Source organism: Enterobacter sp. UPMP2052, from assembly GCF_053709675.1.
Genome location: NZ_JBSKJR010000007.1, coordinates 143,936 through 158,087, shown reverse-complemented (window position 1 = coordinate 158,087; position 14,152 = coordinate 143,936). Strand labels below are relative to the sequence as shown.

The following is a 14,152-nucleotide window of genomic DNA, read 5'->3' as shown; positions in this document are numbered from 1 at the left end:
CCTTACCGACGCACGCCGGAAGCCGCCGCGCGTTCCAGCACGACCTGCGCATGGTGAATAATCGGGGCATCGACCATTTTGCCGTTGAGCGAGACCACGCCCAGGCCGTTACGCTCGCCCTCCTGCGCGGCTTCAATCACCCGCTTCGCGTGCTCTACCTCCTGCGGGGTTGGCGCGTAGGCGTTATGCAGCAGGTCAATCTGGCGCGGGTTGATCAGCGATTTACCGTTAAAGCCCATCTTGCGGATCAGTTCGACCTCGCGCAGGAAGCCCGCTTCGTCATTAACGTCTGACCAGACCACGTCGAAAGCGTCGATACCGGCGGCGCGAGCCGCGTGCAGCACCGCACAGCGGGCGTAGAACAGCTCGGTGCCGTCACCGCGCTCGGTCTGCATGTCCATCACGTAGTCGAAGGCCGCCAGCGCGATGCCGATTAATCGCGGCGAGCTGCGGGCAATCGCCACGGCGTTGATCACGCCAACCGCCGATTCAATCGCCGCCATCACGCGGGTGGAACCTGGCGCACGTCCGCACTCACGCTCGATGCGCTCAAGGTGGCCTTCCAGTTCATACACATCTTCAGGGGTGTCGGTTTTCGGCAGGCGGATCACGTCCACCCCGGCCCGCACGGCGGCCTCCAGATCCAGCAGGCCAAACGGCGTACTTAGCGGGTTAATGCGCACCACGGTTTCGATATCCTGATACATCGGGTGTTGCAGGGCATGGAACACCAGCATGCGCGCGGTGTCTTTCTCGCGCAGGGCCACCGCGTCTTCCAGATCGAACATGATGGAGTCCGGGCGGTAGATAAACGCGGTGGAGAGCATGGCGGCGTTTGCGCCGGGCAGGAACAGCATACTGCGGCGGAGTTTGCTCATTTCAGCGCCTCCCAGTGGATTGCCTGCTCATCGGCGGCGCGCAGAAGCGCGCTTTGCAGCCGGGCGCGGATCACACAGTCCAGCGCCCCTTTGTCTTCAATCATGATCAACCCCTGGTGCACGTTCATGGCGCGCAATGTCTCGTTGACCACCTGGCGGATCTGCTCGCCAAACTGCTTAATCACTTCACTGTGGATGACAATCTCCAGCTCGCCGTCGGCGGGGGCGATTTTCACCATCAGGTCGCTGGACTCCTGCGTACCGGCCAGCGCCTCCCTTACAATTTTCATTTTCGTTTCCTGATCGTTATGCCACTTCCGCACGCTCGCGATAATGCGTTTCGAGGTGCGTGAAGGTGGAGTCCGGGACAATCTCCCGGATCCGGGAAAACTGCTGTGTCTTGAGTAAACGGCGCACTTCCGAGGCCGAAATGGCATTACCGGCCGCTTTTATGCGCGGCATCTCCACCACCTCAATGTGCGAGGCAAGCAGGTCGTGCAGCGTTTGGTTGTACTGACGGGTGATATCGCAGAACGGCTCGGAGCCGATAAAGCGATGGGTGATCCCCAGCGCCGGGGCAATAAAGTCCCGAAAGATCAGCACGTCGATTTCGCTCCACGCCTGCTGCACCTTGCCGCTCTCCTTCAGAAAGTAAGCCGGAAAAGTGGCCCGGGAGATGATGTACTGCGAGCCTTCGTGTACCACCACGTTCGGCAGATGCGCCACGCCGGCACGCACCATCTCAAGCCGCGCGCTGAACGGGAAAAACGACGCATCTTCGCGCACCACAAACAGGTGCAGCGTGTCGCACTGCCCCGCCGCCTGCTCCACCAGATGCCGGTGGCCCAGCGTGAACGGATTGGCGTTCATCACGATTGCGCCCGTCTTTTTTCCGGCTCTGCGCGTCGCGCCAAGGGAGCGGCAGTAGCGGGCGATCCCCTGCGGGGTGTTCTCCATCAGTACCGCGTTATTCCCGCTCCGGGCAATCGGCCAGAAGCCGCTGCGGGCAAAGCGCTCCGTGTTGCATGGCCGGGTGCAGAGGAAGAGGTGAAAATGGCCGCGTTCAAGCGCCGCATTCTCGACTTCCGCCAGCAGCCGGGCGCTGAGGTTTTCCCCGCGCAGCTGCTCGTTAACCGCCACGCATTTAATGACGTTGGCGGCCAGCCCGGCGCAACCCACCAGCTGCGTGCCGGACCAGGCCTCGACGAAAAGCGTGATGTCGTTGTCCAGCCCGAGTCCGCTGTCCGCCAGCAGGTAGCGGATCTGGCTTAACCGCTCCGGATGTTTCGCCACAACGGTGTGGCGAAAATCAATGGGGTGAGAGTGCATGCTGCCGCCTTACTCAGTGTGCTGCCGCAAGCCCGACGGCAGGCGCTTCGACGATCACGTTGCTCAGATGACCGATGTGTTCGATCTCCACCTCAATGCGATCCCCCTCTTTCATAAACAGCGGCGGGTTGCGCTTTTTCCCTACGCCGCCCGGCGATCCGGTGATGATCACATCCCCCGGGCTGAGGCGGGTGAAGGTGCTGATGTACTCGATCAGCTCCGCAACCTTGTGGATCATGCTGCTGGTGTTGTCCTCCTGCACCATGCGGCCATTCAGCCAGGTGCGGATCGCCAGCCTGTGCGGGTCCGGGATCTCATCCGCCGTCGCCATCCACGGGCCAAACGCCCCGGTCTGACGCCAGTTTTTCCCGGCGGTGAACCAGGTGTGCTGCCAGTCGCGGGCGGAGCCGTCCATGTAGCAGCTGTAGCCCGCCACGTGGCGCAGGGCGTCGTCGCGGCTGATGTTCTCCCCGCCTTTCCCGACGATCACCGCCAGCTCGCCCTCATAGTCGAATTCGCGGGAGTGGCGCGGTTTGATCACCGGCGCGTTGTGGCCGGTCTGCGAGTCCGGGAAGCGCACAAACAGCGTCGGTGCCGGGTTGTGCTGGTCAAACTCCTTGCGCTTGTCGGCGTAGTTCATGCCGACGCAGAGGATTTTTTCCGGCTGTTCAATCACCGGTAAAAAGGTGATGGCGCTCATCGGGACATCGACCGCATCGTTAAGGTACCGGGTCGTCTGCGCCAGCCCGTTTCCCTGCAATAGCGCCTTGAGGTCGGCGTAGCGATCGCCCAGACGGCGGCCTAAATCAATGATGCCGTCGGCCTGGACAATGCCGTAGCTGCGTTTACCCTGATATAAAAAGCTTGCGAGTTTCATTGTTTTTTCCTGAAGACTTAAACGAGGAAGTTGCCCAGTATCAGCAGAGAGACGGAGACGTTAATCGCCCCACCGATACGGGTAGCAATCTGGGCGAAGGGCATCAGGCTCATGCGGTTGCCTGCGGTCAGAATCGCCACGTCGCCGGTCCCGCCCTGCCCGCTCTGACAGCAGGAGACGATGGCGACATCAATCGGATGCATACCAATCTTTTTGCCGACGAAGAACCCGGTCGCCACCAGCGCGGAGACGGTGCTGACGATCACCAGCAGGTTGCTGAGGGTGAATGCCGCAACCAGTTCGTGCCACGGGGTGATCGCCACGCCGACGGCAAAGAGGATGGGATACGTTACTGACGTCTGGAAGAATTTGTAGACCACCTGCGAGCCTTCAAGAATGCGCGGCGACGCGCCATTGCAGAGCTTCACCAGCACCGCCATAAACAGCATGCCAACCGGCGCAGGCAGGCCAATCAGCTTGTGGCCAAGCATACCGAGCATATAGAGCAGCACCGCCAGCAGTGCGCCGGAGGCTATGGTGGTGACATCCGTTTTACCGGAGAATGCAGGCTGCGAAACGGTGGTATCGGCGTTGGCGCGGTTTGGCATCAGCTGGCCTTCACCGGTCAGGTGCGGATAGCGTTTCCCGAGCTGGTTCAGGCAGCCGGAGATGATGATGGCGGTCAGGCCGCCGAGCATCACCATCGGCAGCACGCGGCCAAGCGCCACGCCCTGATCCATATGCAGCAGGGTGGCATAGCCAATGGAGAGCGGGATCGCCCCTTCCCCCACGCCGCCCGCCATGATCGGCAGAATGATAAAGAAGAAGATCTGGAACGGCTCCAGGCCCAGCGCCAGACCGACGCCCATCCCGACAATCATGCCGACGATTTCCCCGCATAGCATCGGGAAGAAGATGCGCAGAAAGCCCTGAATCAGCACCGTGCGGTTCATGCTCATGATGCTGCCGACAATGATGCAGCAGATGTAGAGGTAGAGAATGTTGGTGGATTTGTAGAATTTGGTAGTGGATTCAACCACCACGTCCGGCAGCAGACCGTAGTAGACCAGCGCTGACGGGATAAAAGTGGCGCATATCGCCGCCGCGCCCAGTTTGCCGACAATCGGCAGACGTTTGCCAAACTCGCCGCAGGCAAAGCCGAAGAATGCCAGCGTGGCGACCATCACCACGATATCGCTCGGCAGCTTGCCGCCCAGGCAGTCAATGGCGATCAGCACGCCCGCCAGCACAAACAGCGGCAGCGGAATAATCCCGACTTTCCAGGTATCCATAATATGCCACCAGCGCTCTTTGAGCGAAGGCCGTTGAATATCAATCGGGTCGTGGGTAACAGAGAATGAATTGTCAGTTGTGCTCATAATAAGCCCCTTCGTTATTTTGTCCGTTGAGCTTAGAGTCACAAAGGCTTACTTTATGTGAGGAATGGCATATTAAAAGCGAAGTTTTTATGGCCGCTATGGTTTTTATGGTTTCTATTATTTAATGTGATTCACACCTTATTTATTGGCGTGGTTTTTATGGTTTTTATTGCCGATTAAACCTGTAAGCGACACGCAATATCGCACCATTAAGATAAACCTTAATTATCGGATTTACCGGACCACCAGCGCTGTGCAAAGGATCACAAGTTTCAGGCAAACCCCGCGCCAGCAGGGGAAAAGATGTTATATTCCTTTTTTCCATTGATGCGCTGCGTGATAATGATGAAAGTCTCCTTCCAGATAAAGCTGTTTATTTCCCTGGTCGCCTTTTTCTCGGTGCTCTTTGCCCTGCTGGGGGGATATTATTATGTGGACGTGGGCAGGCAGCTTTATCAGGAAATGAGTATGCGCGCCAGAATACAGGCGGAAGAGATCGCACTTATTCCGAGCTTGCGTCAGGAGGTCGCAGAGAAAGATATCCGCGGCATTCAAGAGTTCATGAAAAAAATAGCCGCACACAGCGACGCCAGTTTTATTGTCATCGGTGACGATAAAGGGCTGCATCTTTTCCACTCGGTATTTGCGGACCGGGTCGGCAAAACGCTGGTCGGCGGCGACAACGAAGAGGTGCTGCGCGGCAAAAGCACCACCACCATTCGCAAGGGCGGTCTCGGGATTTCGCTGCGCAGTAAAGCGCCCATTTTTAACGACGCGGGCCGCGTGGTGGGGATTGTGTCGGTGGGCTATCTCACCAGCTATCTCGATACCATCACCGTTAACAAAGTGATTAACATCCTGATCGCCGCCGTGCTGCTGCTGATTGCCCTGTTTATCTTCTCGTGGTTCTTTACCCGCAGCATTAAAAAGCAGATTTTCTCTCTGGAGCCGCGCGAAATCGGCCTGCTGGTGCGCCAGCAAAAAGCGATGATGGAGTCCATTTACGAAGGGGTGATTGCCATCGACAGCAACCTGCGCATTGAGGTGATCAACCAGGCCGCGCGAAAACTGCTGGGGCTGAGCCAGCCCGCCCGCGCGCTGCGGGGGAAACCGATCAATCAGGTGATCGCCCCCGTCCCGTTTTTCGCGGCGCAGACGATGCTGGCGAAAGATACCCATGATGAGATTTGCCGCTTTAACGACCTCACGGTGATCGCCAGCCGGGTGCGCATTATGCTGGAAGATTCACTCCAGGGATGGGTGATTACCTTTCGCGATCGCAATGAAATCGACTCGCTTAGCGCCCAGCTCAGCCAGGTGAAGCGCTATGTCGATAACCTGCGCATCATGCGTCACGAGCAGTTGAACCGCATGACGACGCTTTCCGGCCTGCTGCACATGGGCCGCTACGGCGAGGCCATTGACTACATCCAGGCGCAGTCGGAACACGCCCAGGAGTTGCTGGACTTTATCTCCTCACGCTTTAGCTCGCCGACGCTGTGCGGCCTGCTGTTAGGCAAAGCCGCACGGGCGCGCGAAAAGGGCGTTGCGCTGTCGTTCGACCCGGCCTGTCGGATCGATAAACCATTCCTGCCGCTGCTTGAGGAGGAGCTGATATCAATCATCGGCAATCTGCTGGATAACGCCATTGAGGCGACGCAGCGCGCCCCGCTGCCGCATGAGCCGGTTGAAGTGCTGATTACGCTGAACGAGCGCGAGCTGATTATTGAAGTGGCCGACCAGGGGGTTGGCATCAAACCGGAGATCCGCGACCAGATATTTGAGCGCGGCATTACCACCAAAACGCGTGGGGATCATGGTATTGGCCTGTACCTGATCGAAAGCTATGTCACTCAGGCTGGCGGCACCATTGAAGTTGCTGATAATTCGCCGCGCGGCGCAATATTTTCGCTGTTTATTCCCGCCACAGGAACCGCCCGGCGACCCGCGCAGGAACTGGAAGATACTGACTATGCAACATGAACTTATCGACGTACTGATCGTTGAAGACGAGAACGAACTGGCGCAACTGCACGCGGAGCTTATCGCTAAGCATCCTCGCCTGAGGCTGGTGGGCATTGCCTCGTCGCTGGCGGACGCGCAGGTACAGCTGGAGAGCAAGCGTCCGCAGCTGATGCTGCTGGATAACTACCTGCCGGACGGCAAGGGCATCACGCTTATCGGCAACCCCATGCTGACCCGCGCCAACTGCTCGGTGATTTTTATCACGGCCGCCAGCGATATGGACACCTGCAGCCAGGCGATCCGCAACGGCGCGTTTGATTACATTCTCAAGCCGGTCTCCTGGAAGCGGCTTAGCCAGTCGCTTGAGCGCTTCGTGCAGTTTGCCGAGCAGCAGCGCGTCTGGAAGATTGTCGACCAGCAGAACGTGGATTCGCTTTATCAGCTTCAGGCCAAGAACTACCGCCTGGATAACGGCAGTAAGGGGATTGAGGAGAACACGCTGGCGCGGGTCCAGGCGCTGTTCAACGATAAAGCGGCACACTGTTTTTCAGTGGATGACGTGGTGAGTGAAACCGGCCTGAGTAAAACCACCACCCGACGCTATCTGGAGCACTGCGTGGAGGCAGGTTTTTTGAGCGTGGAGATGTTGTACGGGAAGATTGGGCATCCGCGGAGGATGTATAAACGGGCAGAAGCCTGACTGTTTTGTAGGCCGGGTAAGCGTTAGCGCCACCCGGCGATTTGCCCGGTGGCGCAAGCTTACCGGGCCTACGTTCGGGCAAGGGTTTACCTCAACACATACCCATACAGCCGCTTAATCCCGTCCGCATCTTTTTCGCTGTAGACCCCCTGCAACTCCGGCGAGAAGCCCGGCAGCATGTTCACGCCCTCTTCCAGCGCCAGGAAGTAGCGTTGCACCGCCCCACCCCAGACTTCACCCGGCACCACGCACAGCACACCTGGCGGATACGGCAGCGCACCCTCAGCGGCAATACGCCCGCCGGCGTCGCGAATGCGCACCAGCTCGACGCTGCCGCGGATATACTCCTGATTGGCATCCTGCGGGTTCATCATCACCGACGGCAGACTCTCCTTGCGGAACATCGCCTTTTGCAGATCTTTGACGTTAAAGCTGACGTAGAGATCGTGCATCTCCTGACACAGCTGGCGGATGCTGTAGTCGCGATAGCGCACCGGGTACTTCTGGTAAATGGTCGGCAGCACGTCCGCCAGCGGGGTGTCGTCTTCAATGTGCTGCTCAAACTGACCCAGCATTGCCACCAGCTGCGCCATCTTCTCAGCACTTTCAGCCGGGGTCAGCAGGAACAGGATCGAGTTGAGATCGCACTTCTCCGGCACGATGCCGTTTTCGCGCAGGTAGTGCGCGAGGATGGTCGCCGGAATGCCAAAGTCCGTGTACTCGCCGGTTTCAGCATCGATCCCCGGCGTGGTCAGCAGCAGTTTGCACGGGTCGACAAAATACTGATCCCGGGCGTAGCCGTCAAAACCATGCCATTTCGCGCCAGGTTCAAAGCTGAAGAAGTGGCGCTCGCGAGCGATGGTCTGCGTCGCGTGATCCTGCCACGGACGCCCACCCACTACCGGCGGGATAAACGGCCTGATCATACGGCAGTTGGCGATAATCGCCTTACGCGCCTCGATGCCCAGTTCGACGCATTCCGCCCACAGCCTGCGCCCGCTCTCACCCTCGTGGATCTTGGCATTGACGTCCAGCGCGGCAAACAGCGGATAAAACGGGCTGGTGGAGGCGTGCAGCATAAAGGCGTTATTGAGTCGCTTATGCGGGCAGAACCGCGCCTGACCGCGAATATGGTTGTCTTTTTTATGGATCTGCGAGGTTTGCGAGAACCCGGCCTGCTGTTTATGCACCGACTGGGTTACGAAAATGCCCGGATCGTTCTCGTTGAGCTCCAGTAACAGCGGAGACGTTTCCGCCATCATCGGAATAAACTGCTCGTAACCGACCCAGGCAGAGTCGAACAGGATGTAGTCGCACAGGTGGCCGATCTTGTCGATCACCTGACGCGCGTTGTAGATCGTCCCATCGTAGGTGCCAAGTTGAATGACGGCCAGACGGAACGGACGCGGCTGATCGGCCTTCTGCGCCGCGACCTCGCGGATCTGGTCACGCAGATACGCCTCGTCAAAACAGTGCTCGTCGATACCCCCGATAAAACCGAACGGGTTACGCGCCGCCTCAAGATAAACCGGCGTCGCGCCCGCCTGGATCAGCGCGCCATGATGGTTAGATTTATGGTTGTTGCGGTCAAACAGCACCAGATCGCCGCGCGTGAGCAGCGCATTGGTCACCACTTTATTGGCGGCGGAGGTGCCGTTCAGAACAAAATAGGTTTTGTCGGCATGAAAGACTTTTGCCGCGAACTTTTGCGCGTGTTTGGCGGAGCCTTCATGAATCAGCAGATCGCCGAGCTTTACGTCGGCGTTGCACATATCGGCCCGAAAGACGTTCTCACCGAAGAAATCAAAGAACTGCCGCCCGGCCGGGTGTTTTTTGAAAAACGCCCCGTGCTGATGCCCCGGGCACGCAAAGGTGCTGTTTCCCATCGCCACATACTGGCTGAGCGTGTCAAAGAAGGGCGGCAGCAGGTTTTCTTCATATCGACAGGCGGCGGATTCCAGTTCCAGGAACTCCTGCGCTTTGCCCGTCATCACCGCCATCACCCCGTCAGGCATTTCTACTGGCTCCGGCGAGAACAGAAAGACCGGTAGCTGGAACCCGGTGCGTTTCAGCAGCGCGAGAATGCCGCTGCAACTGTCAGCGACCGTAAGAACGACTGCCGCCACGTCGGTAAAATCGGTGTTATCCAGCGTCACCTTTTCGCGATGCGTGGAGACCAGGGAAACCAGCTCGCGGCTGACGGCAATTTTCAGTGATTTCATAAACGCAAATACCCGTTGCAGGGGGAAAATGGCCCCGGACAGAATACCCATTCTGCCGAAAGAGGTGCCGGGCGAAGCACCTCTTCGCCAACCGACAGCATCATTATGCACGATCTCATTCAAAATCAGGCAGAGAATGGCGTCTTCATGCCATACTGATGCACAATGAATGATTAAATAACAGGAGCTTACCGTGGTCATTGGCCCTTTTATCAATGCCAGCGCCGTATTACTGGGGGGCGTTCTTGGCGCCGTATTAAGTCAGCGATTGCCGGAACGTATTCGCGTCTCTATGCCCTCCATTTTTGGTCTGGCGTCGCTGGGTATCGGGATCCTGCTGGTGGTGAAATGCGCCAACCTGCCGGTCATGGTGCTGGCCACCCTGCTCGGCGCGCTGATTGGTGAGTTTTGCTATCTCGAAAAAGGGATCAATAGCGCGGTCAGCAAAGCCAAAAACCTGATTGCCCGGCCGGGCAAGGCGAAGAGCGGCTCACACGAGACGTTTATCCAAAACTATGTCGCCATCATTATTCTGTTTTGCGCCAGCGGCACCGGAATTTTCGGTTCGATGCAGGAAGGGATGACCGGCGATCCGAGCATTTTGATTGCGAAGGCGTTTCTCGATTTCTTCACCGCCACCATTTTCGCCACCACGCTCGGCATCGCCGTCGCGGCGATTTGCGTGCCGATGCTGCTCATTCAGCTGGCGCTTGCCACCTGCGCCACGCTGATCCTGCCGCTCACCACGCCGGCGATGATGGCAGACTTTACCGCCGTCGGCGGCCTGCTGCTGCTGGCGACAGGGCTGCGCATCTGCGGCATCAAAATGTTTGCGGTGGTCAATATGCTCCCCGCCCTGCTGATCGCCATGCCGCTTTCAGCGCTGTGGACACACTTTTTCGCTTAAGATGACGACGAAGTGGTGAGAGAGTGCGCAGTCTGCAACGAAAACCACAAAATTCGTTGACGGCGGGAAGTGAATCGGGTTTAATGCGCCCCGTTGCCCGGATAGCTCAGTCGGTAGAGCAGGGGATTGAAAATCCCCGTGTCCTTGGTTCGATTCCGAGTCCGGGCACCACTCATTCATAAGAACGGACCTCCACGGAGGTCCGTTTTTGCATTCTGAGCCCGCCAAAACACATAGCCTCAACCTGCTCCTGTGCTCTCCCGGTTTGTCTCCCCTGACGTTTCTGGCAGCGTGCCCGTAGCATCACGCCTCGGTCTGTCCTTACGCCTGTTTACCCTGAGTTTGCGCGTGTAGGGTGTCCCTCTGCTGCGTGTTCATATACTGCATCCATAAACGATACCAGGCCGCATACTCGTTAAAAAAAATCGCGACGTTTTTAATTTTGAGCTTATGCAGTGCGTTTAACTTATGGGTACTGACCGTTTTTTCGCTGACGTGCAATTTCATTGCTATATGCTTTTGGCTGATCCCTAAACAAATCATCCTTATTATCAGCGCTTCTCTGGTGGTCATTTCCTTTGGATGTCGTTGCTTCGCGCAGCCGAAGCGCCATCCGCTTAATAGCATGCTGAAAATGTTGACCCCTGCCGTTCGATTTATTAATGAACGTCGACAGAGGATAAAAGCAGATACCGGATCGGAATAGATAAGATGCTTGATCTCATTGTCATCAAGCACATAAATATAGTCTTGCCCGGTATCAAATATGATCAGGCTCTCAGGTTCAGGAATATTAAGATTAATGGATAGGGCCTTAAGGCCAATCACGAAAAATGAATCCCCAGAAAAGATCTGCATTGTCTCTCCATGAAAAGTGGAAAATAGCTTCCTCCTGACATTCTGCCCCGGTGGCGATCTGCGCGACCGGGGCAGTGGCTTAAGGGGTGTTAAAAATGATATTTGAGGCCAACCATGGCCGCAGCATCGTGATAGCCTTTATCACCCACCTGGACGCCGATATTTCCCCAGGTGTTCAGCCGCGGGTTGATCTGCCCTTCAACGCCTGTTTTGATTTCGCCCAGATTCCGCGCACCCGCCTGGTAAACGCTCACATCATCCATCTTCGTGCCAAAGTCACGGGTGTTATGGATCCAGTTAAGCTCAACGTAAGGCTGGAACAGGCGTTCCTTATCGTTATCCATCGCATGGTGGCTTTTCAGGAAAGTACGAATGCCCAGCCTGGTGCGGATATTCCCGTCGCCTTCGCTTTGAATGCGGGTGCCGTTTGCCTCATGGAAATCATCGGCTTTTACCCCCATCCATATCGCCTGCGCCTGAGGCTGGATGAACCATTCGTTCAGCGTCCCCTGGCTCCCCGTGAATTCACCGAGTTTCTGCGTATAACCCGCCTCCAGCGACGCGGTGACCCCCCGGGATTTGTACGATTCACTCGCTAATTCTTTACCCTCAACGCTGTTAGTAAACCAGTTGTACAGTAACCAGCTGTCCACCCAGGCACCCTGTGACGCCGGGGCATTGGCATACCAGGTGGCGTAACCCCCTATGCTATACCCCTCCACGGAACCGCTGGCGCGGTAGCCACTCATTACGCTGCGCGTCGAACTGTGGTTATTACCGTAGCCCGCCATAAAGCCGACATGCCAGCGATCGACGCCATCCCGACTCCAGCGCGCCACGTCGCCGCCCATCTGCGCCACATAGCGATTACTCTGGGTTGTCAGCTGACCGCTACCGTCATGCCAGCCGTTATGGCCGCCGACCTGACGCAGCCACAGGCTGGTGACTTCAGGCTGTGCCGACAAGGCATCCACAAACCCAGGCTCTCCCAGTCGGTCGTGCAGACTCATTGCAAACAGGGTATTGGCTGCGGCGATATTGGCGGTGTAACTGCCCGCTTCCGGACGAATCACCGGCGTTTTTCGTTGCGGATCCGGCATAGGTTCAGGTTTCGGACCCGGCTCAGGGGCGGGAGTGGGATCGGGGTTCGGACCAGGTTCAGGGGCTGGCGTAGGTTCTGGAGTAGGTTCTGGCTCCGGATCAACCGGTGTCGCCTGGCTGGTCAGATACCAATTTTCGCCCTTTTGCAGGAGGGAGTAATCATATGCGCCCGCCACAATACGGCCCGACTGCACGAAATTGCCGTAAGAGCGTCCGCCAACGTCAACAATCTCAATGCCTTCAACGGTTTGCGCACCGTGCCCGCCCAGGTTATTGATAGCGACATACGTCGTCCCCGCCAGCACGTCACCGCCGACGATCAGTTTATTACTCGGCGAGCTGTCATCCCCCAGCACGCTGTTAAACATCAGCGTCCCGCCGTTGCCGGCATAATCCCCGGTCACCGTCAGAGTGTCCGCCGCGTTACCCGCAGAGAAGGCGATGGTGCCGTTGTTGGTCAACTGGCCGACAACCGAACTGCCGCTCATGTTCCAGCGGCTGGTATTATCCAGCGCCAGCGACGTTGCGTTATCGACTGCGCCGTTCAGCACCGAGGCTGACGTCAGGTCAACCGCCACGCTGTTGGCAACGTCCGATGAGGTAATGTCGCCATTCAACTGGCTGTTAGCCGCCGTTAAGGTCACAGTGCTGTAGAGGTTGTTAGCAGGATCAGCTGCATCCTCATAATGGCTCACGTTCATCACCTGACCGTTGCCGCCGCTGAGCGTAGAGTCGTTTACCGTCAGCGCCAGCGTCGTGGTGTCAGCATTAATCGCCTGCGCCTGCGCGCTTTGCAACGTCACATTATTCAGCGACACGTTATTGCTGAGCGTGGTGGAGTAACCATTCACATACAGCCCGGCTGCCGCATCGCCAGACGTCACGATCGTGCTGTTGCTGATATCCAGTTGCCCTGCGCGGCTCCATAGCCCAAAGCCTTGTTTGCCGGTGGTCTCTATGCGCACGTTATCGGCGGTAATAGCCGAACCCGGGTAGGCCAGTAGCCCTGCCGCAAGTTCACCGTGCGTGGTGATATCGCTGTTGGTTAAGGTTCCCTTCCCACCGGTTGCGGCAAACAGGCCGGCCCCGCCGGTACCCTGGGTAGTAATGGTCAGCTTATCGCCCGTGAGCTGCTGCCTTCCGCTATACAGGGCATACGAGTTAAGTCCCGCGGTTTCGAGGGTACTGTTGGTAATGGTTGCCGTCCCATTCTGCGCATTCAGCGCGATAGCACGATCGCCTGCGGTAGAGAGGGTGGCGTCGTTTATATTGACGGAGGAGTCACTGCTGACGACCCACACCGCATCGCTGTATTTACCCTGCGTTGCGTACCGGCCTCCATCAATGTTTACTGTTGCGGCCTGATTGGCATTCACCGCATAGCTACTGTCGCCGGTCGTCGTGGCGGTGGTATTGGTCAACGTTAAATCACCCGCCATAACCTTGATGGCATCGCCGCTTTCGGTGGCAATGGCGCTGTCGCTAAGCTGCGCGGTAGCGAAGCCTTGCGTTGACCAGGTCCCGTCCAGATTTAGCCCCATCGCGTTATTTTGGGCAGCGATCGTGATATCAGAAAGGGTGGCAGAGCTATTGTTCGCAAGATAAATGCCGCTGGCAGCGTTACCGCTAACATTAATCTCCAGATTGTCGCCGGTGAAAACGCTATCGTCTATCCACGCCCCGCCGCCGCGCGTTCCGCTGCTGGTGAGAAAAAGCTGGCTGCCGTTAAATTCCGCGCCGTTTTTTGCCTGGATAATAAAGGCACCGCTTGTGTCATTTACAAGCGTCAGATTTTCGAAATGGAGTTTTCCTCCATCAACGACAATAGTGTTACTATTTGCGGCGCAAACAGAATTACTTACAAAAAGATAGATCGGTAACGCGCAGAGTAAACGATGCCACTCACCCTGACTGGTGTGATAATTATCCATAATGT

Annotated in this window: 11 protein-coding genes and 1 tRNA gene; 4 read left to right on the top strand and 8 right to left on the bottom strand. The window is 57.3% G+C overall.

Translation table 11 applies throughout. The annotated features are described in order from the left end of the window. Positions 1-2: 2 nt before the first annotated feature. The 5 genes from citE to ACWKX3_RS17765 are packed head-to-tail and all read right to left on the bottom strand — an operon-like array spanning position 3 to position 4,463. Positions 3-878 carry a citrate (pro-3S)-lyase subunit beta gene (gene citE / locus ACWKX3_RS17785; protein ID WP_006178466.1) on the bottom strand — a complete coding sequence of 292 codons (876 nt, stop codon included), beginning with the start codon at positions 876-878 and terminating at the stop codon, positions 3-5. Continuing rightward, entirely contained in the window at positions 875-1,168 is a 294-nt protein-coding gene (citD, locus tag ACWKX3_RS17780; protein WP_102890218.1) for a citrate lyase acyl carrier protein, read from the bottom strand. The genes citE and citD overlap by 4 nt, the downstream gene beginning before the upstream one ends. 16 nt (positions 1,169-1,184) lie before the next feature. Next, the gene (citC, locus tag ACWKX3_RS17775) at positions 1,185-2,207 is read right to left on the bottom strand and encodes a [citrate (pro-3S)-lyase] ligase (RefSeq protein ID WP_058608631.1); all 1,023 of its coding nucleotides are present in this window, start codon (positions 2,205-2,207) and stop codon (positions 1,185-1,187) included. A 13-nt stretch (positions 2,208-2,220) separates the two neighbouring features. Continuing rightward, positions 2,221-3,084: a fumarylacetoacetate hydrolase family protein gene (locus ACWKX3_RS17770; protein ID WP_313827566.1), complete on the bottom strand. Its 864-nt coding sequence runs from the start codon at positions 3,082-3,084 to the stop codon at positions 2,221-2,223. Between the two features lie 17 nt (positions 3,085-3,101). Beyond that, entirely contained in the window at positions 3,102-4,463 is a 1,362-nt protein-coding gene (locus ACWKX3_RS17765) for a 2-hydroxycarboxylate transporter family protein (RefSeq protein WP_137272702.1), read from the bottom strand. A 345-nt stretch (positions 4,464-4,808) separates the two neighbouring features. Here ACWKX3_RS17765 and ACWKX3_RS17760 point away from each other — a divergent pair, with 345 nt between their 5' ends. Together ACWKX3_RS17760 and ACWKX3_RS17755 are read left to right on the top strand one after the other, a co-directional pair. Next, a complete protein-coding gene (locus ACWKX3_RS17760) occupies positions 4,809-6,446 on the top strand; it encodes an ATP-binding protein (RefSeq protein WP_137272801.1) in 1,638 nt (545 codons plus the stop codon). Beyond that, positions 6,436-7,128, top strand: a complete 693-nt coding sequence (locus ACWKX3_RS17755) for a response regulator (RefSeq protein ID WP_006178477.1) — start codon at positions 6,436-6,438, stop codon at positions 7,126-7,128. The genes ACWKX3_RS17760 and ACWKX3_RS17755 overlap by 11 nt, the downstream gene beginning before the upstream one ends. A gap of 86 nt (positions 7,129-7,214) precedes the next feature. On the opposite strand, the gene ACWKX3_RS17750 is transcribed toward ACWKX3_RS17755, so the two are convergent. Continuing rightward, complete coding sequence (locus ACWKX3_RS17750) at positions 7,215-9,350, bottom strand: ornithine decarboxylase (RefSeq protein ID WP_454542153.1); 2,136 nt, start codon at positions 9,348-9,350, stop codon at positions 7,215-7,217. Between the two features lie 193 nt (positions 9,351-9,543). Between ACWKX3_RS17750 and ACWKX3_RS17745 the strand changes: the two genes are divergently transcribed. Both ACWKX3_RS17745 and ACWKX3_RS17740 read left to right on the top strand, forming a co-directional pair. Then, the gene (locus ACWKX3_RS17745) at positions 9,544-10,257 is read left to right on the top strand and encodes a DUF554 domain-containing protein (protein WP_042321956.1); all 714 of its coding nucleotides are present in this window, start codon (positions 9,544-9,546) and stop codon (positions 10,255-10,257) included. Positions 10,258-10,352: 95 nt separating this feature from the next. After that, a tRNA-Phe gene (locus tag ACWKX3_RS17740) sits at positions 10,353-10,428 on the top strand. Between the two features lie 150 nt (positions 10,429-10,578). Here ACWKX3_RS17740 and ACWKX3_RS17735 read toward each other — a convergent pair. Both ACWKX3_RS17735 and ACWKX3_RS17730 read right to left on the bottom strand, forming a co-directional pair. Then, positions 10,579-11,115 carry a response regulator transcription factor gene (locus tag ACWKX3_RS17735; protein ID WP_006178480.1) on the bottom strand — a complete coding sequence of 179 codons (537 nt, stop codon included), beginning with the start codon at positions 11,113-11,115 and terminating at the stop codon, positions 10,579-10,581. A gap of 89 nt (positions 11,116-11,204) precedes the next feature. Next, positions 11,205-14,147, bottom strand: a complete 2,943-nt coding sequence (locus ACWKX3_RS17730; protein ID WP_454542152.1) for an autotransporter outer membrane beta-barrel domain-containing protein — start codon at positions 14,145-14,147, stop codon at positions 11,205-11,207. Positions 14,148-14,152 lie beyond the last annotated feature (5 nt).

Bases quoted from the DNA above. Each gene is read 5' to 3' on its own strand.
- citE (WP_006178466.1), bottom strand. From the start codon at position 878: ATGAGCAAACTCCGCCGCAGTATGCTGTTCCTGCCCGGCGCAAACGCC.
- citD (WP_102890218.1), bottom strand. From the start codon at position 1,168: ATGAAAATTGTAAGGGAGGCGCTGGCCGGTACGCAGGAGTCCAGCGAC.
- citC (WP_058608631.1), bottom strand. From the start codon at position 2,207: ATGCACTCTCACCCCATTGATTTTCGCCACACCGTTGTGGCGAAACAT.
- ACWKX3_RS17770 (WP_313827566.1), bottom strand. From the start codon at position 3,084: ATGAAACTCGCAAGCTTTTTATATCAGGGTAAACGCAGCTACGGCATT.
- ACWKX3_RS17765 (WP_137272702.1), bottom strand. From the start codon at position 4,463: ATGAGCACAACTGACAATTCATTCTCTGTTACCCACGACCCGATTGAT.
- ACWKX3_RS17760 (WP_137272801.1), top strand. From the start codon at position 4,809: ATGAAAGTCTCCTTCCAGATAAAGCTGTTTATTTCCCTGGTCGCCTTT.
- ACWKX3_RS17755 (WP_006178477.1), top strand. From the start codon at position 6,436: ATGCAACATGAACTTATCGACGTACTGATCGTTGAAGACGAGAACGAA.
- ACWKX3_RS17750 (WP_454542153.1), bottom strand. From the start codon at position 9,350: ATGAAATCACTGAAAATTGCCGTCAGCCGCGAGCTGGTTTCCCTGGTC.
- ACWKX3_RS17735 (WP_006178480.1), bottom strand. From the start codon at position 11,115: ATGCAGATCTTTTCTGGGGATTCATTTTTCGTGATTGGCCTTAAGGCC.
- ACWKX3_RS17730 (WP_454542152.1), bottom strand. From the start codon at position 14,147: ATGGATAATTATCACACCAGTCAGGGTGAGTGGCATCGTTTACTCTGC.